Source organism: Roseiterribacter gracilis (genome assembly GCA_018332375.1).
GTDB lineage: Bacteria > Pseudomonadota > Alphaproteobacteria > BOG-932 > Roseiterribacteraceae > Roseiterribacter > Roseiterribacter gracilis.
The window spans coordinates 3,985,550-4,008,440 of the sequence record BOPV01000001.1 but is presented as its reverse complement, the minus strand read 5'-3'; the positions used below and the strand labels follow the sequence as shown (position 1 = coordinate 4,008,440).

Below are 22,891 nucleotides of genomic sequence, written 5' to 3'. Positions count from 1 at the left end.
AACGCGGTACCGCTTCCTGACGATTAGGGTGCGCGCAGCGCCGGTAGCAGCGGGTCGATCCGTCCGTCGTTCGGTTGCGGCCGCAGGCCCAGCAACCGCGTCAGCAGCGAATAGACGTCGACATTGTCGAACGTGGGCAGCACCACGCCTGGTTTGAAATCGGGCCCGACGGCAACGAACAAGGCCGCCATCTTTGGATCGGCCGGATCGAAACCGTGCTGGCCGTTGCTGGGTTCGCGATTGGGCTTGTTCAGCTCCGCTTCGGTGCGGAACACGTATCCGATTTCGGCGAGACAGACATAGCGCGGGACGCGCGCATGGGTGCCGTAGCGGAAGCGCGCCGGAATTTTGTCTTTGGTCCAGCACTGCATGTGCGGCGGCAGATGGCGCATCACATGCGTAATTTCTTTTTCGGCGCCCGGCAACGGCGAGAAGCCCAGCGTCGCACCTTCCCACACGCCGTGGATGCGGTTCATCGGCAGAAACGAATCCACCACCATCGTATGTGCGGGCGGCACCGCGGCCATGCCGTGATCGGCGACGATGATCAAATCGGTTTTCGCCAGCAGGCCACGGCTTTTCAGACCATCGCGCAAGCGCGCGACTGCGGCGTCGGATTGCGCCAGCGCGGTGTCGACTTCGGGTGAATCGGGGCCGCGCAAATGGCCCTGATGATCGACCTGGTCGAAATAGAGCGTCAGAAAACGCGGCCGTTCTGCCGCCGGCAGATCAAGCCAGGCCAGCACCTGATCGACGCGCGCTTCGGGCGTGACTTTCTTGTCGAAGGCGCGCGTGAAGCTGGCCATCACGCCGCGGATCGGCGCTTCGGATCCGGGCCAGAACATCGTCGCGCTGCGCACGCCGTTTCGTTCGGCGGTGACCCAGACCGGTTCGCCGTCGTTCCACCAGCGCGCGTCGCGCACCGCTTTCTCCTTCGACATGGTGAACGGGCTCGTATCGAGCTGCGGATCTTCCATCCGGTTGTTCACGATGCCGTGATGGTCGGGCACCAGCCCCGTCACCAACGTGTAGTGGTTCGGGAAAGTCAGCGACGGGAAGGACGGTCGCATGCCTTCGCTGCGCGCGCCGGCAGCGGCCAAGGCGGCGATGGTCGGGGTCTTGCCGCGCTGGAGATAGTCGGCGCGGAACCCGTCGATCGAAATCAGAATGACCGGGCCAGGCTCGGGCTTGGGGATCTGGGGCGTCCCGGCACAGCCGGACAGGACGAGCAGCGCCAGGATCGATCCGACCAACGTCCGCATTGCCCATCCCCCAAAGGTGCCGGTGCTTACCCCGGGGGCAGGGCTGGGACAATCGGCCGGAAGCGTCTCAACCCGACTCGACTCAGGGGCAGACGGACGAGTACAAAAGAAGAACATCGCCGGGAGCCAGGCTGCAGGTCAGCCGTTCTCTCAGGCGAGAGGAGACCGCCCATGGCCATCAAGCTTCCGCCTGACAGCGCCGCCCGTTTTCTGCCCGCTAACCCGGCCGACCTCGCCGCGCTGCGCGAAGCGGCGGCCGGCTGCACCGCCTGCCCGCTGCATCAGCTCGGGACTCAAACCGTGTTCGGCGAAGGGCCGAAGACGGCCGAGGTCATGTTCATCGGCGAGCAGCCTGGGGATTCCGAGGATCTCGCGGGCAAGCCCTTCGTCGGTCCGGCCGGCAAGCTGCTCGACCGGGCGCTCAAAGACGCCGGGATCGACCGGCGGCGGACCTACGTCACCAACGCCGTTAAGCATTTTAAGTGGGTCCCGCGGGGCAAGAAGCGGATCCATTCCTCGCCCAACACGATGCAAATTCGTGCGTGTAATCCGTGGCTTAAGGCCGAAATCCTGGCCGTGAAGCCGGCCATCCTGGTCTGTCTCGGGGCCGTAGCCGCGGCGGCCGTGATCGGTCCAAAATTTCGCGTCACAAAGGACCGCGGACGATTCGTCCCGAGCGATCTCGCGCCCTATGTGGTAGGAACAGTGCACCCCTCGATGATCCTCCGGTTGGAGGACGAGGAGTCCAAACGGATTGAATATGGGCGGCTCGTCGAGGACCTCCGCCTGGTCCACGACGTACTGGCCCAAACGGCCTGAAGCGGGTCGTTGATGGAAAGCCACCGGCTCGAAGCCGTACTCGCCCCCCTCCTGGCGGCCGGGCTGGTGGCACGCGCCGGCGCATCTGCGTTCGACGCCCGATCTGCTGGCTCTGCCGCGGAGACGGTCGTTGCGACAGGTGCGCCGGCGCTCGATTCTTGGCTGCCCGCTGGCGGCCTCGCCCGCGCCGGTCTGCACGAATTCACCGGCGCCCCGCTCGACCTCGCTCCCCTCGCCCTCGCGCTTATTCTTGGCAGTCGCAGTCGCGGCCCGATCATCTGGATCCGTCTCGCGCATGCCGCGCTTGGCCTGCCCTACGGGTTCGGTCTCGGCCAGATCGGATTCGATCCCGATCGTCTGTTGCTGGTCGAAGCGCCGAAAGAACGCGACGCCTTGTGGGCTGCTGAAGAGTCGCTGCGCGCTGCATGCGCGGGCGCCGTGCTGCTCGACGGCGTTGCACCCGACCTCACCTCGCAACGACGCTTGCTGCTTGCTGCCGAACAAGGTGACGGACCTGCGCTTGCCGCCTATGACGCAAGCAAGGTCGCAAGTTCCAGCGCGGCGACGACGCGCTTCCGCGTGACGTCCGAACCAGCTTCGCAAGATGCGTCCGGCATTGGCGCGCCGCGTTGGCGCGTCGAGCTCGAACGATGCCGCGGTGGCCGCGCCGGCCGTTCGATGCTGCTCGAATGGAACGAAGCCGACCGCGTGTTGTACACGCCCTCTCCCCTCGGGGAGGGGGTTGGGGTGAAGGGGACGCACAAGCACGATGCTTCCCAATTCAGCCCCCACACCTTCCCACGCGCTGTTGCGCGCGGGCCCCTTCCTCTCCCCGAGGGGAGAGGAAAAGTCGGAACCGGCTGATGGCTCGCCGTTACGTCGCCGTCTGGTTTCCGTTCTTTGCCATCGACCGGTTCCGCAGCGTCAAACCCGCGGAAAGTGATGCGCCGTTCGTCTTGATCGAACATCACGCGCACGGGCCGCGCATCGCCGCGCTCGACGCCAAGGCGCGCAGCATCGGACTTACGATCGGCCGCCCGCTCAGCGAAGCGCGCGCGATCGAACCGTCGCTGCTACATGATTGGATCGACGAGACACAGGACCGCGCGACCTTGGCGCGCTTTGCCGCTTGGGCACAACGCTGGACGCCGTTCGCCTATGCGCAGGGAACCGACGGGCTGGCGCTCGATACGACCGGTTGCGCGCATCTGTTCGGCGGCGAGAGTCATCTGCTGCAAGATCTGCGAGCCCGGTTTCGCGCCTTGGGATTCACGACGCGTGCAGCCGCTGCCGACACGCCCACCGCCGCCTGGATGCAAGTGCGTTGGGGCGACGGCGAGTCGATTCCACGCGGTCAGTCACGCCTTCATCTCAGCAAGCTGCCGGTCGAGGCGCTGCAGCCCGACGAAGCAACGCGCGAAACGCTGCGCAGTCTTGGCATTCGCGAGGTGCGCGAGATCGATGCGTTGCCGCGCGCCGGCACCGGCGCCCGGTTTCCCGCGCTGCTGCAACGGCTCGATGCCGCGCTGGGACGCACGCCGACACCCAGTCAGGTCCGGCGCGCCGTGCCGCGCTTTCGCGCCCGTGTCGCCTTTGCCGAACCGATCGCAACGCGCGAAGCGCTGGAAGCGACCTTGGACAAATTGCTCGACGCGCTGTCGGTGCAGCTCGAACGCGAAGTGCGCGGTGCGCGACGTCTCGACCTGACCTGGTTTCGCGTCGACGGCACAACCCAACTGACGCGCATCGACACGTCTGCACCAACGCGTAGCGCGCCGCATCTGAAACGTCTGTTTCTGGAACGGCTCGACAAGGTCGATCCCGGCTTCGGTATCGATGCGGCGTCGTTGGTGGCACCCAACACCGATCACAATCCCGCGCACCAACTAGGCGCCGGCGGCCTGCTGGGCGACCGCGTGCGCGACACCGCCCCGTTGATCGACCGGCTGCAAACACGGCTGGGCATGTCGCGCGTGCTGCGACCTGCACCGTATGACAGCCACCTGCCCGAACGCGCCATGCAGTTCGACATCGCCACCGGGGCGCAACCCAAACGCACATGGCCCGTGCGTGGGCCGCGTCCGCTGTTGCTGCTGCCGCGGGCCGAACCGATCGACGCAATCGCGCAAGTGCCCGACCATCCGCCGCTGCGCTTTACCTGGCGCAACCGCACGCGCCGCGTGCTGGCTGCCGACGGGCCGGAACGGATCGAACCGGAATGGTGGCGCGCAGTCGGAGATGGAAAGGGGCAAGGCGACGCGCTGGAGCGTTTGCTGCTGACGGTGCGGTCGCGCGTCGACGAAGACGACGACGATCAGCCGCCGGTCGCGATCAACCACGATCTGACGCCCGACCTGCCCGACCCGTCGTTGCGCGACTACTACCGCGTGCAGGCCGATGACGGTCGCCGCTATTGGGTGTTTCGCATCGGCCTCTACCAACAGGACATACCGACGCGCTGGTACCTGCACGGTGTGTTCGCGTGAAACCTGCCTACGCTGAACTGCAGGTCACCTCGAATTTCAGTTTCCTGCGCGGCGGCGCGTCGCCGGCAGAATATGTCGTCGCGGCTGATGCAATCGGGCTGCACGGGCTGGCGATCACCGATCGCAACACAGTGGCGGGCATCGTGCGCGGCTGGGATGCGGCGCGCGAACTGAACCTCAAATATCTTTCGGCGTGTCGCGTCGATCTGGTCGATGCGCCGTCGGTGCTGCTCTACCCGACCGATCGCGCGGCGTACGGGCGCATGACCAGCTTGCTTACGCGCGGCAAGCGTCGCGCGCCCAAGGCGCAATGCCACCTGACACGCGACGATCTGCTGGCCTATGCCGAGGGTCTGATCGCGATCGCGCTGCCCGGCGACGGGTTCGAAGCGCATCTGCGCGCGTTGCGCGAAGCGTTCGACGATCGGCTCTACGTTGGTGCCAGCCATTTGTTTCGCGGTGACGATGCGCGGCGCATCGCGCTGCTACAAACCCAGGCCGATGCGATCGGCGCGCCGCTCGTGGCACTGGGCGACACGCTGTATCACGTGCCGGCGCGGCGGCCGCTGCAAGACGTGCTGACCTGCATCCGCGAGAAATGCACGATCCAGGAAGCGGGCTCGCGCCTGGAGGCCAACGCCGAGCGTTGCCTCAAAAGCCCACGCGAAATGGCCCGGCTCTTCGCCAACCATCCGGGCGCGCTGGAACATACGATCGAGATCACGCAGCGCTGCACGTTCGATCTCGGCGAACTCAAATACGAATATCCGGCCGAACCGGTTCCCGAGGGGCTGACACCGCAACTCCATCTCGAAGAACGCGTCTGGACGCATGCAGCCGAGAAATATCACGGCGACGTTCCGATCAAAGTGCGCGACCGGCTCAACACCGAATTGAAGCTGATCGCCGAGCTCGACTACGCGCCGTATTTTCTGACCGTCTACGACATCGTCAATTTTGCACGCTCGCAGAAGATCCTGTGCCAGGGGCGCGGCTCGGCCGCCAATTCGATCGTCTGCTACATCCTCGGCATCACCGCGGTCAGTCCGGACATGGTCGACACGCTGTTCGAACGGTTCGTGTCGCCCGAACGCAAAGAGCCGCCCGATATCGACGTCGATTTCGAACATGAGCGGCGCGAAGAAGTCATCCAGTACATCTACAAGAAGTACACGCGCGACCGGGCCGCGCTGACCGCGACCTTGATCACCTATCGTCCACGGAGCGCCATTCGCGACGTCGGGAAAGCGATGGGTTTAAGCCAAGATGTCGTCGATCGACTGGCGCAAACGCTGTGGGGCTGGGGCCGCGACGGCGTGCAGGACGATTATGTGCGCGAAGCCGGACTCGACCCGGAAGAGCCAACCATCCGTGCCACGCTTGCGCTGACGCGCGCGCTGCTGGGGTTTCCACGGCACCTGTCGCAGCATGTTGGCGGCTTCGTGATCAGCGCCGGTCCGCTGCACGAAACCGTGCCGATCGAAAACGCAGCGATGGACGATCGTACCGTCATCGAATGGGACAAGGACGATCTCGATTCAGTCGGCCTGCTCAAAATCGACGTGCTGGCGCTGGGCATGCTGACCTGTCTGCGCAAAGGGCTCGATCTGCTGGCGCGGCATAAGAACCTGCCGCTGCAACTCGGCGACATCGAAGACGGCGACCGAGAAACCTACGAGATGCTACAGCGGGCCGACTCGGTCGGCGTGTTTCAGGTCGAAAGCCGCGCGCAGATGTCGATGCTGCCGCGCCTGAAACCCGAGACTTTCTACGACCTCGTCGTCGAAGTCGCGATCGTGCGGCCGGGTCCGATCCAGGGCGACATGGTGCATCCCTATCTGCGCCGTCGCTCGGGCCTGGAGCCGGTGACCTACCCAAAAGAAGAGCTGCGCGAGGTGCTGCACAAAACCTGCGGCGTACCGCTGTTCCAGGAACAGGCGATGAAGATCGCGATGGTGGCCGCGAAATTCACCGGCTCGGAAGCCAACCAGCTGCGCCGTGCGATGGCGACGTTCCGGCATACGGGCACGATCCATACGCTGAAAAAACGCTTCATCACCGGCATGGTCGACAATGGCTACGAGCTGGACTTCGCGCAGAATTGTTTCGCGCAAATCGAGGGGTTCGGCGATTACGGCTTTCCCGAAAGCCACGCCGCCTCCTTCGCGTTGCTGGTCTATGTCTCGGCCTGGATGAAATGCCACCATCCCGACGTGTTCGGGGCGGCCTTGCTGAACAGTCTGCCGATGGGGTTCTACGCGCCGGCGCAGTTGGTGCGCGACGCGCGCGAACATGGCGTCGAAATCCGCCCCGTCGACGTCAATCACAGCGACTGGGACTGCACGCTCGAACCATCCAGTGGAAAATATCTCGCGCTGCGTCTCGGCATGCGCCAGGCCAAAGGCGTCAGCAAACAAGAAGCCGAAACCATCATGGCGGTCCGGGCGCGCATGGGCCCGTTCGAACGGGTCGAACAGCTGCGCCGGATTCCGACCGTGACGACGCGCACGATCAATGCGCTGGCCAAAGCCGATGCGTTCGGGTCGATGCAGCGCTCGCGCCGTGACGCGCTATGGCGCGCGCAAGGGTTCGATCGCGGCGCGCAGACTGCGCTCGAAGCTGAACGGGTCGAACCCACTGCACGCCTACGCGACGAAACCATCGGTGAGGCGGTGCTGCAGGATTACGCGCATCTGCGCTTGTCGTTGAAGGCGCATCCGGTTGGCCTGTTCCGCCGCTCGCTGACCGGCGACGGCTACGTGCAGAACAAGAAACTCGCCGACTGGATCGATGGCGAGTCCATCCACGTCGCCGGCCTGGTCTTGATCCGGCAGCAGCCGGGCACCGCCAGCGGCGTCATCTTCGTCACGCTGGAAGACGAAACCGGCATTGCCAATCTGGTCGTCTGGCCCAGCGTGTTCGAACAATATCGCCGTGTCTTGCTGGGCAGCGAAGTGTTGGGCGTGCGCGGCAAGGTGCAACGCGAAGGCATCGTCGTGCATGTCGTCGCCGAAGAATTGTTCGATCTCAGCGATCGGCTGCACGGGCTGGCGCCAGCCAATGACTCGCTGATGCCGCGCTCGCGCGACTTCAAGTGACGCGATGATACGGATAGCGCCCGCGGATCTCATCGATGAAATAGCGCCCTTTGGACTCGGCGCGCATCAGCTCACGCCAGATACGTTGCGGCACGCCGTCATATTCATAGAGACCGCCGGCACGAAACTGCAGTCGCAGCAGCAATCTTGCAGGGTCATATCCGACAGCAGCGAGGCTTTCGGACTCGATGATTTGCATGTCCATGCCGAACCAACACACGACGCCGCGCATCTGATCCGAAAGCACGCACATGCCCGAACTGCATCGTCGGCCCCGCCAATTGACGATGGTGGGACAGTTGCTCCCTGGCGACAGGGTGACCGCCTATTGCACCTGCGGACGTGTCGCGCCGGTCAGCGTGCGCAAGTTGCAGCGTCGCTTCCCGCCCCGGACTGATTTCGCTGCGGTCGCGGAGAAATTCTTTTGCCAGGGCACAAAAGAAAAGCCCGGCTGCGGCAGCCATACGCCGTCGCTGCTGGGCTTCTATGATGATCGTCTGACATGGCTGTATGTAGCCGAACCACGCCAACCGAAAGACCGCACATGACCGACAAGCCGACACCAGCGCAGCAAGCCTTCGGGAAAGTCGCTCCCGGATTGGCGCAATATAGCGACGACGTGTTGTTCGGCGACGTGTGGCAGCGGCCGGGCCTGTCGCCGCGCGATCGCAGCCTGATCACGGTCGCGTCGCTGATCGCGATGTACCGCATCAACGAGCTGCCGTTTCATCTGAAACGCGCACTGGAAAACGGCGTCACGCGCGACGAGCTGGGCGAAGTGATCACGCACATGGCATTTTACGCCGGCTGGCCGACGGCAAGCTCGGCCGTCGCCATCGCGCAGCGCGTGTACGACGAAGTCGGGGGATAAGAAGCGCGCGCTTCGAGCGCGCTACTTCTTCTTGGACGGCGGTGGTGTCGTCGAGCCTTTGAAGGGCGACGGCGCTGCTGCGCTCGCGGCGTCTTTGTTCTTCTTCGGCTTTTTGAGTTCGCGCGTGCTGCGCTTTTGTCCTTTGGCCATCACGTCTCCTGCGCACGGAGTCCGTGCGGTTGGTAGAACGATGGCGACCGAACCCATCAAAATCGACTCCGGCCAACATGGGTTGGCCGCAGTCAGTCGCGTATTTTAGCGTTCCAGCGGCGAGAAGCTGGTCAGAACCATGCCGCGCAGATTGCGCTTGGCCTGCGGCGATGCAGGACGCGGCGCCTGCGGTGCCGGCTGAACAACCTGGGCAGTCACTTCTTCCGGTGCCAGCACCGGAGCAAGGTCGGCAATCGCGCCGTCACGACGACGAACGCGCATTTCGACGTAGTTGCGGGGCTTGGGCGAGTTGAGACCGGCAGCACTGCTGCCGGTCTCCGTGTTCGCAAGAATCTTGCTCACAGTGCTTTGAGGTTTTCAGCGGCCATCTTGCCGCTCCGGCGATCGGCAACCAGCTCGAACTCGACCTTTTGGCCTTCGCGCAGATCGCTCATGCCAGCACGCTCAACGGCGCTGATATGCACGAAGGCGTCGCCGCCGCCGTTGTCGGGGGCGATGAAGCCAAAGCCCTTTTGCGAGTTAAACCACTTCACGGTTCCCGTCGTCGTCATGGGAAACCCTTTCACACAAAAGTTTGCGAACCCGCGGGAAAACGCAGGCGTCGAAATCGCGTTGTCAGGAGAGAAGATTTAGCTCGGCGCAGAATTTCTTCGCGCGAGGCCACGTCGTCTGGCCGTCTATCGACGCCCAGCTATGCGCCCAAACCGGCCAAAATACAAGAATTCATCCACAGGGCGCTTTTCCGCCCGATTTCTCACGGGTTCTTGGGTGCAGGCGCCCCCAGGCTGAACCAATCGCGCGTCTTGCCGTTCAGCGACCGTTGCAACGTATCAATGATCGCCGGCCCCAAGCGTCAACCAGCCGTCAGAACGTCACCCTGAAATAGACGGCGCGCAGTCCGGAATACGCTTGCAGCTGCGACGTGCAGTGAACCGTCTGCACGAAGCTGCGTATCGGCCGCCACAACAATCACCCCCGACGGATGACCGATGCGAAGTGAGGACTCACTCGCACGTACTAGACTGTGCGCGACGCTGCCCGGCACGCGACAACCGACCGCCAGACACAAGGCACCCGTCAACGGGATCGCGCGATGCGGCTGACCGACCGAGATGGTGCGTGCGAGAATGTCGATCGACGATGCGGGCAAACTCTGCCCCGACAAGGTCGGACTGTCTTGCGGCGCCGACAGCAAAACCACTTTCGGAATGCTCGCCATTCGCTTGGCGGCGTCGAGATCAGGCGCGAACCCCATCGCAACCGCTGCGACCTGCCGCAACGCTTCCAGCTGCGCCACCAGCGCCGTGTTGCGCTCCAACTCGTGCGGCAGTTCCAGGCCGGTGAGACCGATGTCGGCGGCTGCGAGATGCACGCCGGGATTGGCGGCGTCGATCAGGCTGGCGCGGATCTTTCCCAGGCCCGGCACATCGAGCAGATCGACGACATTGCCGGTCGGCAACAACTTGCCCGTCTTGCTGCCGGCCGGATCGGTGAAGTCGAGCCGGATCGGCGCTGCCGTGCCCGCGACACCGTCGAGGGCGAAATCGCCGGTGACTGCCGCGCGCCCATCGACGACGGGGAAATGCGCGACGATGATCTTGCTGGTGTTGGTATTGTGGATGCGCACGGTCGCGTTGCCATCGCGTGGTACTGCAACGAGTCCCTCATCGACTGCGAACGGCCCGATCGCCGACGACATGTTTCCGCAATTGCCGGAATAGTCGATGTCGGTGCCGGTGATCGGAATCTGCGCGAAGGTGTAATCGACGTCGGCGTCGCTGCGGCTGGGCGGACCGATGATGCAGATCTTCGACAGCGACGACACGCCGCCGCCCATTCCGTCGAGCTGGCGACCGTTCGGATCCGGCGATCCCATACAGCCAAGAAAGATCGGTGCCCAATCGGCGCGGTTCGGCGGCAAATCTGCCGCATGGAACATCACTGCTTTGCTGGTGCCGCCGCGCATGAACACGGCGCGGGTCGCGCGTAGGGCCATGTCCTGTCCCTACGCCTCTCCCCGCGCCGCTTCAACAAATCAGGCGCGCTTCCAGAGACGCTCCATCTCTTCGAGCGAGCGGCCTTTGGTCTCGGGCACATATTTCCACACGAACAGACCCGCGAGAATGCTCATCGCGCCGTACATCCAGTAGCAGAAGCCGTGATTGAACAGCGCGTTCAGCTCGCTGTTGCCGTCCAGCACTTTGAACGACCAGGACACGATCAGATTGGCAATCCATTGCGCCGCAACTGCGACGCCCATCGCCTTGCCCTTAATCGCGTTGGGGAACATCTCGGACAGCAACACCCAGGTCACCGGCCCCCACGAGAAGGCGAAGCCCGCGATATAGGCGATCACCACGAACAGCGCCGCGCTACCGAGCGTGTTCGACGCGAACATGAAACCGAGCGCGAGCATCGCCGCGGCCATCAGCGCCGCGCCCCACAGCATCAGCGGTTTGCGGCCCCAGCGATCGACGGTGAAGATCGCAACGATGGTGAACAGCACGTTGGCCGCACCGACGATCGCGGTCTGCAGAAACGCGACGTCGCCGCTCCAGCCCATATTCTGGAACATCAACGGTGCGTAATAGAGCACCGCATTGATGCCGATCGTCTGCTGAAACACCGACAGCAAGATACCCGCGATAACGACCAGCCAACCGTACGACAGCAGCTTGTCGCTGTGCTGGACCAGACTGCCACGGATGTCGGTCAGAACGCCGTTCGACGCAGCCGGACCTTCGATCCGGTCGAGCAGGATCTTCGCTTCGGCATCCCGGCCTTTCATCACCAAGTAGCGCGGCGTTTCCGGCACGCTGAACAGGAAGACGAGGAAAGCCAGCGATGGGACCGCTTCCGACAAAAACATGTAGCGCCAGCCGTGGCTGTAGAGCCATGTCTGGTCGCCGCCGCGCGCGATCGCGTAGTTGACGAAGTAGACGCCGAAGATGCCCAGCACGATCGCCATCTGGTTGTACGAAACCAACTGGCCGCGTTTCTCGCGCGGGGCCACTTCGGCAATGTAGAGCGGCGACAACATCGACGCGATGCCGACACCGATACCGCCGATGACACGATAGACGTTGAACGGCGTCAGCGCATCGGGACCCGACACACCGAGACCAAGTTCGGGATAGGCCGATCCGATCGAGCAGATCAGGAACAGCACCGCGGCAACGATCAGACCGCGACGGCGGCCCCAATGATCGGCAACCCAACCGGCGACGATGCCGCCCAGGATGCACCCGATCAGCGCGCTCGACACGGTGAAGCCGGTCAGGCTGTTGCGGGCTGTTTCGCTCAGCCCTTGCGGTGCGATGAAGTTGGCTTCGAGCGCACCGATCGCACCCGAGATCACCGCAGTGTCGTAGCCGAACAGCAGCCCACCCAATGTCGCGACCAGCGCAATGCGCGTCGCGTAGCCGTTCGCCTGCATATCAGCCTCCGCTGCCCGGGCAGATTGCATCGCCCGTGTTGCTGTCGAGCCGTATGTCGGTGAAGGTCAATTCCAGCTTGCCCGACGTCACAAGTTCGATCGGACGTTCGACCGTCTGCATGTCGGCACCTGCATCGGCGAAACAGGCGAGCTTGACTTTGAGCGTCGTCCACGCGCCCGGCGTGGCTGCGCGCAGCACGTCGGTGACGTCGGTCGCGGCACCGCAATCCTTGCCGCAATTCACCGTCCATTTGACGCGATCGGTCGGCGTCGCGTCGACGCGGAAGCGCAGCGACACCGCCATATCGCCATTCGACTGGCGCCGCAGATCGACCGGCCGGCCTTCGATCCGGATCGATCCTTCGCCGGCGCCATTCCACGTTACGTGTTTGGCGTCTTCCTGTTGTGCGACGTCGACCGAACGCACATCGACAATTTTGCGCGGGCTGGTCTGGCGTGTGGCGGTGACGCGTTCGGCACCCTGCGCGTCGCTCGTATAGAGCGACCAGGCACCGGCGGCGCGCCCCTGGCGGAAATAGATATTGCGGTTGATGCGCGCGGCTGCGGGCACGCCCGACTCTTCCGACAACGCCGCAACGCGCGCGCCCTGCTTGTAGGAAAGCCCATAGCCAACCGGGAACAACGGATCGTAGCCCGCATCGCCGCGATGCTTGCCGTCTTGCAGGCCGGTGCGCGGCCACGAGAAGCTGAGCTTGCCGGTGAAGTCGTGCCGCACGGCACCGTCCGGCGCGCGAACGAGAAGATCGGCGATGCCGCCGCCTTCGGTGCCGGGCAACCACGCCGCGACAAATGCATCGGCGAGATTCAGTTGCGGGTTGGTCCATAGCGGACGGCCCGACAGAAACACGGTGACGACCGGAATATTCTGCGCCTTCAACTTGCGCAGCATCGCCAACTCGTTCTCGTTGCTGGAGACATATTCCAGCGTGTCGAGATCGCCTTGGAATTCGGCATAGGGATCTTCGCCAATCACGACGATCGCGACGTCGGGCTTGGTCTGAAAACTTCCATCGGCGCTCAATTCGACGCGCCCACCGCCGGATTCGATCGCCTGCTGCAAGCCGGCATAGATCGACATGCCCTGCGGAAAGTCGCGGTTGGTGCTGCCAGTGCCTTGCCACGAAATCGTCCAGCCGCCGCTTTGCTTGGCGATGTTGTCGGCGCCGTCGCCCGCAATCAGCACGTTGCTCTTGGCCTGCAGCGGCAGAAGGTTGCGTTCGTTTTTCAACAGCACCAGCGATTTGCGCACGGCTTCGCGCGCGACGGCGCGATGATCGGCACCGGCCAGTGCAGCGAACTTGCCTGCCGCCGGACGTTGTGACGGCAAACCACGATCGAACGCGCCCGACAGGATCTTCACCGTCAAGACACGCCGCACTGCATCGTCGATGCGCGCCATCGGAATTTCGCCGGCGCGCACTTGGGCGAGCGTGTTCTGGAACAAACGCTTCCAGCCATCGGGCGCCATCAACATGTCGATGCCGGCATTGATCGCAGCGGCGCAGCTATATTTGGTGCAGCCGGGAACCTGGCTGTGCGCGTTCCAATCACTCACCACGATTCCGTCAAAGCCGAGCCGGCCTTTGAGCACGTCGGTGATGAGGCCTTTGTTGGCCACCATCTTGACGCCGTTCCAGCTGCTGAACGACGCCATCACAGTCAGCGCGCCTGCTTTGATCGCTGGCACGTAGCCGGCGGCGTGGATGTCGATCAAGGTCTGTTCGTCGACTTTGCAATCGTCCTGATCGCGCCCTTCGTTGGTGCCGCCATCGCCGACGAAATGTTTGGGCGTGGCGATCGTGCGGTGCGGCCCCATGAAATCTTTGCTGCCGCGCTTGCCCTGCAATCCTTCGACGATCGAAGCGGCGTAGGAACGAACCAGCGACGGCTCTTCGCCGTAACTTTCGTAGCTGCGCCCCCAGCGCACATCGCGCACCACCGCCAAGGTCGGCGCAAAGGCCCAATCGGCGCCGCCGATCGCAACTTCATCGGCCGTGACTTCGGCAATCCGGCGCAGCAAGGCGGGATCGTGCGCAGCGCCAAGGCCGACATTGTGCGGAAAGATCACCGCACCGGGCAGGTTGTTGTTGCCGTGTACCGCGTCGATGCCGAACAGAACCGGGATCGGCGTATGGCCGGCGCGCTTCTCGACCGACACGCGATAGAAGTCGTCGGCAAGCGCAAGCCAAGCAGATGCGGGTGCGCGATCGTCGCCGTCGGGACCGGAATTGCCGCCCGCCAGAATCGAACCGATCGGATAGTCGCGCAGCTCGGCGGGCTTGATGCTCGAAATGTCGGCTTGAATCAGCTGGCCGACTTTTTCTTCAAGGCTCATCGACGCCAGCAGTCGGTCGACCCGCGCCGCAACGGTCGGACCGGCCAGGTTCTGGCGCGGAAGGGACGGCCATTTGGCCGGCGTCACCGCGCCGGGTTCGGCCGAAGCGACGGCGCACACCATCAGCGACGCGCCCGCAGCCAACAGCGCGGAACGCAGCCTTTTCAACGCCTTCACGCGCTTCCCCCTTGTCCTTTTTTGGTCGGCCGTACAGCCGTGCGCGGTCATGGTTGAGCCATTCAGACAACGCTGTCAATTTCTCAGGCGCAGGATCTGGCCGGGTCGCAATCTGGCCGGGCCGCGGGATCGCTGGATCACCACAAAGAAGCGCTTGATAACGTTGCCATATTAGCGGTCAATCGGGGCCAAGCGCCGGTCACGGCGTGTTGTTCGAGGTGCACTGCATGACCACGCGCGACTGGCGCAGCGAAGACGCGAACACGGCATGCGAGTCGCCTGCGCCGCTCGCACTACGTCGCAAGCTCGGCTTCGCGGTCGGCGATTTCGGACTCAACCTCTATTGGCAGTCGATCAATCTCTTCCTGCTCTACTTCTATACCGACGTCTTCAAGATCTCGGCCTGGTGGGCGGGCACGATCTTCTTTCTCGCATCGATCTGGGACGGTGCGGCCGATCCGTTGGTCGCGATTCTGGCCGATCGCACCAACAGTCGCTTCGGCTCCTATCGTCCGTATTTGTTGTTCGGCGCCATCCCGCTCGCCTGCGCCTTTGTCGCTGCCTTCTCGCATCCGGGTTTTTCCGGTGCAGCGCTGATCGTGTACGCGCTGGTCATGCATATCGCGCTGCGCACCGCCTATACGGTGCTGAACATTCCCTATGCGGCCTTGTCGGCGCGCATGCCCGCCAATGTCGAAGACCGCACCTCGATGGTCGGCTATCGGATGCAGTTCGCCTATCTCGGTGCGCTCACCGTCACCTTCCTGTTGCCAGTGCTGGTGCAGAAATTTGGCGGCGATGACACGGCCGTCGGCTATCGCACCGCCGCTGCCTGTATCGGCGCCTTGTCGGTCGCGGTGTTTCTTTTGTGCTTCTTCGGAACCAGCGAAGCCAAACACAGCGGCACCGAACGCAGCGGTCTGGGAACCTGGCGCGATCTGCTGCAGGACGCGCGCGGCTTTTTCCATATTGCACGTCATAGCCGCGTCTTGCTGCGCGTGCTGGCCGCCTTGGCATTGTTCTCGATCGCGCTGACCTTCTTTCACAAGAATCTGGTCTATCTGCTGAAATACGAATTCGCGCGGCTCGACATGCTGCAATACATCCTGCCGCTGTGCGCGCTGGCCAATTTGATCGTCATCCCGTTGTGGGTGCAGGTGATCCATCGCTACGGCAAGCGGGCTGCCTGGATTGCCGGCTCGGCGGTGATGATCGCCGGCCTATTCAGCCTCTATCTCGTGCCGCGCGACATGTTCGCGCTCGCCGTGCTGGTTCTGGTCGTCATCTCAGCCGGCAGCGGCGCGCACGCAGTCTGCATCTGGTCGCTGCTGCCCGACGTGGTCGACGAACATGGGCGGCGATTCGGCCGGCGCGACGAAGCCAAAGTCTTCGGCCTGTGGTCGTTCCTGCAGAAAGTCACGGTCGGCGCCAGCGCCATGCTGCTTGGGGTTTTGCTGGGCGAAATCGGTCTCGTCGCCGATGCAGCACAAAGCGATGCGACGCTGCGCGGCTTGCGCACGATCATGTGTCTGCTACCGATCTTGTGCCTGACCGCATCGGCACTGGTTCTGTTCTTCTTGCGGATGCCGACCGACCCACTCTATGTCCGACGGGCAAGCCCGATCGGCGCACGAAGCAAATGACTGAGGGCATGGACCGCAAACCGACCATCACCGACGTAGCGCGGCTCGCCAACGTTTCGATCAAAACCGTGTCGCGCGTCATCAATGGCGAGCGCTACGTCACCGAAGACATGCAGACGCGCGTGCGCAAGGCGGTGGCAGAGCTGGGCTTTCATCCCAACCTGTCGGCGCGCAGCCTGGCCGGCGACCGGTCGTTCCTGATCGCGCATCTCTATGGCGATCCCAGCGGCACCTACACGTCCGACATTCAGGCCGGCCTGCTCAATCGCTGCCGCGAGCATGGCTATCATCTGCTGATCGAAGAAATCGACTATAGCAGCCCCGACATCGAGCAACGGTCGAGCACCTTGCTGCACCAGCTGCGGCTCGACGGCGTCGTGCTGACCGCGCCGGTTACCGACAATGAGATCGTGCAGCGCGTGCTGGAGCGCGCCCGTATTCCGCATGTGCGCATCACGCCGCAACGGGAAAGCGACGCGTCGCCGTCGGTGCGCATCGACGAACGCGAAGCGGCGGTCAAGCTAACCCAGCATTTGTTGTCGCTAGGCCATCGCCGCATTGGCTTCATCAAAGGCTCGCCCAACCACGCGGCAACCGAACTGCGCTATTCCGGCTTCTGTACCGCGATGGAAGAAGCCGGCGTCGAGATCGAGTCCGACCTACTCGAGAAAGGCCGCTTTACCTACGCCTCGGCGGTTCCGTGTGCGCGACGTTTGCTGGCGCGCGACGACCGGCCCACCGCGATCTTCGCCAGCAACGACGAAATGGCGGCGGCGGTGATCGCGGTTGCGGTCGAGCAAGGTCTGACTTTGCCGCGCGATCTGTCGATCGTGGGTTTCGACGACACGCCGATGGCGCAGATGCTGTCACCGGCGCTGACCACGGTGCGTCATCCGGTGCGCGAAATGGGCGAAGCGGCGGCCGACATTCTGTTCGCGGCCTTCGCGCAGCGCGGACAAGCGGCATCGACATCGCCGGCGCCGCACCGCGTGCTGCCCTACGAAATCATTCTGCGTCAATCGACTTCGGTCGCGCCGGCGCAAGCAGCTGCGGCGAAGAAAGCCGCGACGAAGAAGGCGCGCTAGACCGCGACCCGCGCACGCTGCGGCAGCGCGCCGTGGCGGATGACGTGATCGATATAGGCGCGATGCGGCGGCAGATCGTTGACCGCATGGCCCGTCACCTGGCGCAGCGTGTGGAATTCCTGTCGCGCCGCATCGAATTGCGGGAACGCGGTGCGCGCGGGAGCGAGCTCGGTTTTGAACTCCATCCCGTACAGCACGAACTGCCAGCTCGACGGCGGAAACATCTCAAGATCGTTGATGAAGTCGAGCCGGTGCGGCGGCCGGCAACGCCACATCGCCAGCTTGTCCTGCAACGTCGCGGGAATCGTCGCCGGATCGACATTGTCGCGCCAGAATGGCTCGCTGCGCTGACTCAAACAATAATGCAGCTTCAAGAAATCAACGACGCGTTCGAAGCGGCCGGTCATTTGCGCGTTGAACTCGGCCGCAACGCGCGTCGTATCGCCGTCGAATGGAAACAGGTGCCCGATCAGATAGGCGGCCATTTCGATCAGGCCGATGCCGGTTGATTCCAACGGTTCGAGAAAGCCCGCCGACAGGCCGACCGCGACGCAATTTTTGATCCATTGCGTCTCGCGATAGCCGGTGCGGAATTTGAGCAGGCGCGGGGTCAGCCCCTCACCCACGTTGCCGACATAAGCGCGCAAGATTTCTTCGGCGCGTGCATCGTCAGTGTGGCGACTGGAATAAACATAGCCGGTGCCGCGCCGTTCATGCAGGCCAATATCCCAGGTCCAACCCGCTTCGTGTCCGGTCGCGATCGTGCAAGAAGCGATCGGCGCGTCCGGCCGGTCGTACGGCACTTGCAGCGCCAGCGCGCGATCGGCGAACAGCGTGTCGTTGACGTCGCGAAACGCGCTGCCCAGCGCCTTGCCGATCAGCAAGGCGCGAAAGCCGCTGCAATCAATATAGAGATCGGCGTGCAGGGTGCCGGCCTCTTCGGTCACAATGCCCGCAATCGCGCCCTGCTCGTCGAGTTCGACGTCGCGCACATTCACATAGTCATGCTCGACGCCCAGGCTTTTCCCATGCGCGCTGAGCAGCGCGGCAAACTTCGACGCGTCGAAGTGAAAGGCATAGTTCATCGGACCTTGATAGTCGGCGTCGCCAAAGCGTTTCGGCGCGCGCGACGCGTCGACGACGCGCTTTTGCATCGTGGCCGCTTCGGCGAACGGCACGTCGCCCGCGGCGCCGAGCAGCCAATAAGGCAGCAGATGCAGACCGTCGCCTTTGTAGCTGGGCTGATTGAACGGATGAAAATAATGGTCGGCGCCGGCACTGCCGGCTGCGCGCGCCCAGTGCGCGAAGTGAACGCCTTGTTTGAAGGTGGCGGTGCTTTCGCGGATGAAGCGCGCTTCATCAATGCCGATCGCAGCCAAGGTGGCGCGGATGGTCGGCCAAGTCCCCTCGCCGACTCCAAGAATGCCGATGTCGCGCGACTCGACCAGCTTGATCCCGATCGCGCCGGGCCGCCCGGCGCCCAGCGTCTTGGCCAGATAACAGGCGGTCAGCCAGCCCGCGGTGCCGCCGCCGACGATCAGAATCTTCTGTATTCGCGCCATTTCTTCCTCCCAGCGGCCTGCTTTTGACGAAGCCTGCCACGAAGAGCTGGCGCCGGATAGCGTTGTCTGATTACGCTGTCATACTTGATTGACAGCGCTGCCAGACCAGCGCATCGTCCCGCCAACAAGATTTGCAGACCGGGCAAACCGGCTGCGTTTTTCCCGGGGAGGGAACCAGAGAATGCTGCGGAAGAAGCTCTATTTCTGCGCGCATGCGACGACGGCGGCGATGGCGCTGCTGACGGGCATGAATGCCGCCGCGCAGACGGCTGAGACGTCCGGCCAGGCCGGAATTCAGGAAATTCTCGTTACCGCGACCAAGCGGACGACGACGCTGCAATCGACGCCGGTCGCGGTCAGCGTGCTTAACGGCGCCGATCTCGATCTCAATCACGTCCAGACGATCCAGGACGTGACGCGTCTGGTGCCAAGCTTTCAGGCAACCGCGCAGGGCGATCACGGCGTCATTACGATGACGTTGCGCGGCATCGGCAACGACAGCGCCAAAACCGAATATGCCGACCCGGAAGTCGCGCTCTATGTCGACGGCATCTACACGGCACGCCCGGAAGGCGCGTCGTCGCTGCTGTTCGACATGCAGAGCGTCGAAGTGCTGCGCGGTCCGCAAGGCACGCTGTGGGGCCGCAACGCCACCGTCGGCGCGGTCAATATGCAAACCGCCAAGCCGACGCTCGACGACGTGTACGGCAATCTCGAAGCCGGTGTCGGCGGTTATGGCCGGGTCGGAACGCGCGGCGCGATCAACGTGCCGCTGACCGACAAGCTTGCGGTGCGCCTCTCCTTCGCGCGCGAAAAGCACGACGGCTATGTCGATTACCAGGCGCCGCCGACCATTCCGCTGGCGCAGCAGCAGGCCGCGCTCGCCGCGTACAACCGCGCCAACGGAACCAACCTCGCCTTCCAGCCGCTCGACGCGAATCGCTATGTGCAGAGCGGCGACAAATACAACGCGCAGGATCAAAGCGCGGTGCGCCTCAGCGCCTTGTGGAAGCCGACCGATCGCCTGACCTGGAACGTGAACTTCGAATATTTCCAGGATCGCGGCACGCCCAACATGAACCTGCTGCAGACGCCGCGGCCGGGCACCAGCGAATGGTCGGCATTGATCAACATCGCGCCGTTCCTGCATCGCGACGTCTACAGCCTGCGCAGCCGATTCGACTACGACATCAACGACTATCTCTCGGTGACGTACATCGCGGGCTATAGCTGGTTCAAAGGTCGCGCCAATTTCGACCAGGATGGCGGCGCGACGTTGCCGACCAGCTTCGCCAGCGGCGGCAACGAACAGGAAGATCGCACCAACCTCGCGAAATACTATTCGTACAGCCACGAAGTCGAACTGAAGTCGAACGGCAAGCACGATCTCGACTGGATCCTCGGTGCCTATTACGGGCACGAAGACAACTCGATCCGTTTCGACATCAACATTCTGAACGGTTCGACGCAGGGCCCGGTCAACTGGGGCGGCGAATTCCTGCAGCCCAAAGAAACGGTGACGTCGAAGGCCGTGTTCGGCCAGGCGACCTATCACCTGACTGACAAGCTGCATCTCACCGGCGGCCTGCGTTACACCAAAGACGAGCGCGGCAACGAAGGTGGCGTCGGCATCGGCTTCTGCGGCGCCGGCTGCGGCGGTCCCGTTGCGGTGAACCAGGACGCGCGCTCGCTCGGCTGGACTGTGTTCAGCAACAACACGGGCAGCGGCTCGTGGAACAAGATGACCTATCTCGCCCGCGTCAGTTACGACTTCACGCCGGACGTGATGGGCTATGCCAGCGTGTCGACCGGCTACAAGTCGGGCGGCGTGCAGGACGGGGGCTTCCTCTACAATCCCGAGACGCTGACCAACTATGAAGCGGGCTTGAAGCTGCGCTTGCTGGGCGGACGCCTCACCGTCAACAACGCGTTCTTCTACGAAGACTTGAAGAACTTCCAGTTCAGCGCGCCCGTCACCAATCCCGACGGCACGCACGTGCTGCGCACCAACAACGCCGACGGCGCCACCGTCTATGGGTTCGAAAGCGAAATCGCAGCCCGGCCGACCGTGGACGATCTGCTTGGCCTGTCGCTGTCGTTCCAGCACACCAAGCTCGATCATCTGATCGCAGGCAGCAACGACTACAGCCTGCCCCCCTGCGCGGTGCCGGGCATCAGCACCTGTCTCGACGTGACCGGCCACAAACTGCCGCACGCGCCGAGCTTTGCTGCGCAGCTGATCTACGAGCACAGCTTCCATCTCTTCAACGGCGCGACGGTGATCCCGCGTGTCAGCTTCCACTACGAGACGGCAAGCTGGCTCAGCGTGTTCAACCTCGGCGACGGCGACAAGCAGAACAGCTACACGCGCACCGACCTCAGCGTCCGGTACGAGTCGAACAAGCCCTGGTCGGTCGAGCTGTTCGTGCAAAACGTCGAAGACGATCGCATCAAAACCAACGCGCAGAATTCGTTCGGCGCTTTCCAATCGGTGTATCTGCCGCCGCGTACCTTCGGCGCCAATTTCCGATATCGCTTTTAATCCTGCCCAGAACCTGCCCGGACGCGGAGTCCCCTCCGTTTCCGGGCATTTTTTTGAGGCGCGCATGTCTTCAACCGAAGCCGCAAGCAGCGCCGTCGGCGCCGGCGCCGAACATCTCGTTCTGCTGCTGCTCTATCAGCTGATCGCGATCTTCGTGGTCACGCGCATCGTGGTCTGGATCAGCAATCGCTGGCTCGGCCAGACCGATGCCGCGGGCGAGATTCTCGCCGGCCTGGTGCTGGGCCCCAGCCTGTTCGGCGCGTTCTTTCCCGGCACGATGCATGCGTTGTTCGCGCCGCAGACCGCGCCTGCCTTCACCTGCATCGCGCAGGTCGGGCTGATCCTGTTGATGTTCCAGATCGGCCTCGAATTCCGTTTCAAAGACACGCTGGCAACTTCGAAACGCACCGTGGTCGCGATCAGCGTCGCGGGTATCACGGTTCCGTTCGCGCTGGGCTATGTGACCGCGCCCTGGTTTCTGGCGCAGCTGCCCGGTCCGCTGCCGGACGAACTGTCCTTCCGCTTGTTCTTTGCCGTCGCGATGTCGATCACCGCAATTCCGATCCTGGGCCGCATCTTCATCGAGCTGGGCGTCTCGCATACGCGCATCGCGGCGCTGACGATCGGCGCCGCAGCGATCGACGACGTTGCCGGCTGGCTGATCCTGGGTGTGGTCTCCGCGATGATCTTGCTGCAATTCGACGCCGGCGAGCTGACGCTGCGCGTCGTGCTGCTGGCTGCCTATCTGGCGCTGGTCTTCCGCGCCGTGCGTCCGCCGTTGCAGCGTTGGCTGCGCCGGCGCCTGCTGCAGCAAGGCAAGCTCGACAACCGCACTTTGAGCCTGCTGCTGCTGTTGTTGTTCGTTTCGGCGTCGGCGACTAGCAATCTCGGCGTCTTCGCCATCATCGGCGGCTTCGCGATGGGCGTCGCGCTGCATGACGACCGCACCTTCGTCGAAGAATGGCAGCGCCGCGTCGGCGGCCTGGTCAATGCGCTCTTCCTGCCGATCTTCTTCGCCTATACGGGCCTGCGCACCGATGTCGGCTCGCTGGCGGGCGACGGGATGTGGGTTCTGTGCCTCGCCACGATCGCGATCGCGTTCGCGGGCAAGTTCGGAGGCACCTATCTCGCGGCGCGGCTGATGGGCGAAACGCAACGCGACGCGGTGACGATCGGCGTCTGCATGAATACGCGCGCGCTGATGGAATTGATCGCGCTCAATATCGGCTACGATTTGGGCGTACTGCCTCGTCCGGTCTTCACCATGCTGGTGTTGATGGCGATCGCGAGCACCTTCATCGCCACGCCGCTGATCCGCCGCCTATTGCGCGTCGAACCGCGGGAAGACGCGGCGGCGCAGCCATTTCGCCGCGCCGCCTGATC

The 22,891-nt window shown here is 63.6% G+C and carries 19 protein-coding genes; 10 read left to right on the top strand and 9 right to left on the bottom strand.

Features of this window, described 5'->3' with window-relative positions; genetic code table 11:
* Positions 1-23 precede the first annotated feature (23 nt).
* Entirely contained in the window at positions 24-1,262 is a 1,239-nt protein-coding gene (locus tag TMPK1_RS19890) for an alkaline phosphatase family protein (RefSeq protein ID WP_420245297.1), read from the bottom strand.
* Between the two features lie 171 nt (positions 1,263-1,433).
* Between TMPK1_RS19890 and TMPK1_RS19885 the strand changes: the two genes are divergently transcribed.
* The 4 genes from TMPK1_RS19885 to TMPK1_RS19870 are packed head-to-tail and all read left to right on the top strand — an operon-like array spanning position 1,434 to position 7,665.
* Positions 1,434-2,081: a UdgX family uracil-DNA binding protein gene (locus TMPK1_RS19885; protein WP_420245295.1), complete on the top strand. Its 648-nt coding sequence runs from the start codon at positions 1,434-1,436 to the stop codon at positions 2,079-2,081.
* Between the two features lie 12 nt (positions 2,082-2,093).
* Positions 2,094-2,945, top strand: a complete 852-nt coding sequence (locus TMPK1_RS19880; protein WP_420245293.1) for an ImuA family protein — start codon at positions 2,094-2,096, stop codon at positions 2,943-2,945.
* Positions 2,945-4,567 carry a Y-family DNA polymerase gene (locus tag TMPK1_RS19875; RefSeq protein WP_420245291.1) on the top strand — a complete coding sequence of 541 codons (1,623 nt, stop codon included), beginning with the start codon at positions 2,945-2,947 and terminating at the stop codon, positions 4,565-4,567. Before TMPK1_RS19880 ends, TMPK1_RS19875 begins: the two co-directional genes overlap by 1 nt.
* The gene (locus TMPK1_RS19870) at positions 4,564-7,665 is read left to right on the top strand and encodes an error-prone DNA polymerase (RefSeq protein WP_420245289.1); all 3,102 of its coding nucleotides are present in this window, start codon (positions 4,564-4,566) and stop codon (positions 7,663-7,665) included. The genes TMPK1_RS19875 and TMPK1_RS19870 overlap by 4 nt, the downstream gene beginning before the upstream one ends.
* Here TMPK1_RS19870 and TMPK1_RS19865 read toward each other — a convergent pair.
* Entirely contained in the window at positions 7,658-7,918 is a 261-nt protein-coding gene (locus tag TMPK1_RS19865; protein ID WP_420245288.1) for a KTSC domain-containing protein, read from the bottom strand. The genes TMPK1_RS19870 and TMPK1_RS19865 overlap by 8 nt on opposite strands.
* Between TMPK1_RS19865 and TMPK1_RS19860 the strand changes: the two genes are divergently transcribed.
* Positions 7,917-8,213, top strand: a complete 297-nt coding sequence (locus TMPK1_RS19860; RefSeq protein WP_420245286.1) for a hypothetical protein — start codon at positions 7,917-7,919, stop codon at positions 8,211-8,213. The two genes, TMPK1_RS19865 and TMPK1_RS19860, sit on opposite strands and share 2 nt — an antisense overlap.
* A complete protein-coding gene (locus TMPK1_RS19855; RefSeq protein WP_420245285.1) occupies positions 8,210-8,536 on the top strand; it encodes a carboxymuconolactone decarboxylase family protein in 327 nt (108 codons plus the stop codon). The genes TMPK1_RS19860 and TMPK1_RS19855 overlap by 4 nt, the downstream gene beginning before the upstream one ends.
* A 21-nt stretch (positions 8,537-8,557) precedes the next feature.
* On the opposite strand, the gene TMPK1_RS19850 is transcribed toward TMPK1_RS19855, so the two are convergent.
* The 6 genes from TMPK1_RS19850 to TMPK1_RS19825 form a co-directional block, all read right to left on the bottom strand.
* The gene (locus TMPK1_RS19850; RefSeq protein ID WP_420245283.1) at positions 8,558-8,686 is read right to left on the bottom strand and encodes a hypothetical protein; all 129 of its coding nucleotides are present in this window, start codon (positions 8,684-8,686) and stop codon (positions 8,558-8,560) included.
* Between the two features lie 105 nt (positions 8,687-8,791).
* Positions 8,792-9,049, bottom strand: a complete 258-nt coding sequence (locus TMPK1_RS19845) for a hypothetical protein (protein ID WP_420245281.1) — start codon at positions 9,047-9,049, stop codon at positions 8,792-8,794.
* The gene (locus TMPK1_RS19840; RefSeq protein WP_420245280.1) at positions 9,046-9,258 is read right to left on the bottom strand and encodes a cold-shock protein; all 213 of its coding nucleotides are present in this window, start codon (positions 9,256-9,258) and stop codon (positions 9,046-9,048) included. The genes TMPK1_RS19845 and TMPK1_RS19840 overlap by 4 nt, the downstream gene beginning before the upstream one ends.
* A 302-nt stretch (positions 9,259-9,560) precedes the next feature.
* A complete protein-coding gene (locus TMPK1_RS19835; RefSeq protein ID WP_420245279.1) occupies positions 9,561-10,703 on the bottom strand; it encodes a 2-methylaconitate cis-trans isomerase PrpF family protein in 1,143 nt (380 codons plus the stop codon).
* Positions 10,704-10,742: 39 nt separating this feature from the next.
* Complete coding sequence (gene xylE / locus TMPK1_RS19830) at positions 10,743-12,143, bottom strand: D-xylose transporter XylE (protein WP_420245278.1); 1,401 nt, start codon at positions 12,141-12,143, stop codon at positions 10,743-10,745.
* A gap of 1 nt (position 12,144) precedes the next feature.
* Complete coding sequence (locus tag TMPK1_RS19825) at positions 12,145-14,676, bottom strand: glycoside hydrolase family 3 protein (RefSeq protein ID WP_420245276.1); 2,532 nt, start codon at positions 14,674-14,676, stop codon at positions 12,145-12,147.
* Between the two features lie 227 nt (positions 14,677-14,903).
* On the opposite strand from TMPK1_RS19825, the gene TMPK1_RS19820 reads away from it, so the two are divergent.
* Together TMPK1_RS19820 and TMPK1_RS19815 are read left to right on the top strand one after the other, a co-directional pair.
* Complete coding sequence (locus TMPK1_RS19820) at positions 14,904-16,319, top strand: MFS transporter (protein WP_420245274.1); 1,416 nt, start codon at positions 14,904-14,906, stop codon at positions 16,317-16,319.
* Between the two features lie 8 nt (positions 16,320-16,327).
* Entirely contained in the window at positions 16,328-17,404 is a 1,077-nt protein-coding gene (locus TMPK1_RS19815) for a LacI family DNA-binding transcriptional regulator (RefSeq protein WP_420245272.1), read from the top strand.
* Here TMPK1_RS19815 and TMPK1_RS19810 read toward each other — a convergent pair.
* On the bottom strand, positions 17,401-18,966 hold the full coding sequence (locus TMPK1_RS19810; RefSeq protein WP_420245271.1) for a tryptophan halogenase family protein: 1,566 nt from the start codon (positions 18,964-18,966) through the stop codon (positions 17,401-17,403). The genes TMPK1_RS19815 and TMPK1_RS19810 overlap by 4 nt on opposite strands.
* A gap of 181 nt (positions 18,967-19,147) precedes the next feature.
* Here TMPK1_RS19810 and TMPK1_RS19805 point away from each other — a divergent pair, with 181 nt between their 5' ends.
* Both TMPK1_RS19805 and TMPK1_RS19800 read left to right on the top strand, forming a co-directional pair.
* Positions 19,148-21,508, top strand: a complete 2,361-nt coding sequence (locus TMPK1_RS19805) for a TonB-dependent receptor (RefSeq protein WP_420245269.1) — start codon at positions 19,148-19,150, stop codon at positions 21,506-21,508.
* Positions 21,509-21,572: 64 nt separating this feature from the next.
* Entirely contained in the window at positions 21,573-22,889 is a 1,317-nt protein-coding gene (locus tag TMPK1_RS19800; RefSeq protein WP_420245267.1) for a cation:proton antiporter, read from the top strand.
* Positions 22,890-22,891: the final 2 nt, after the last annotated feature.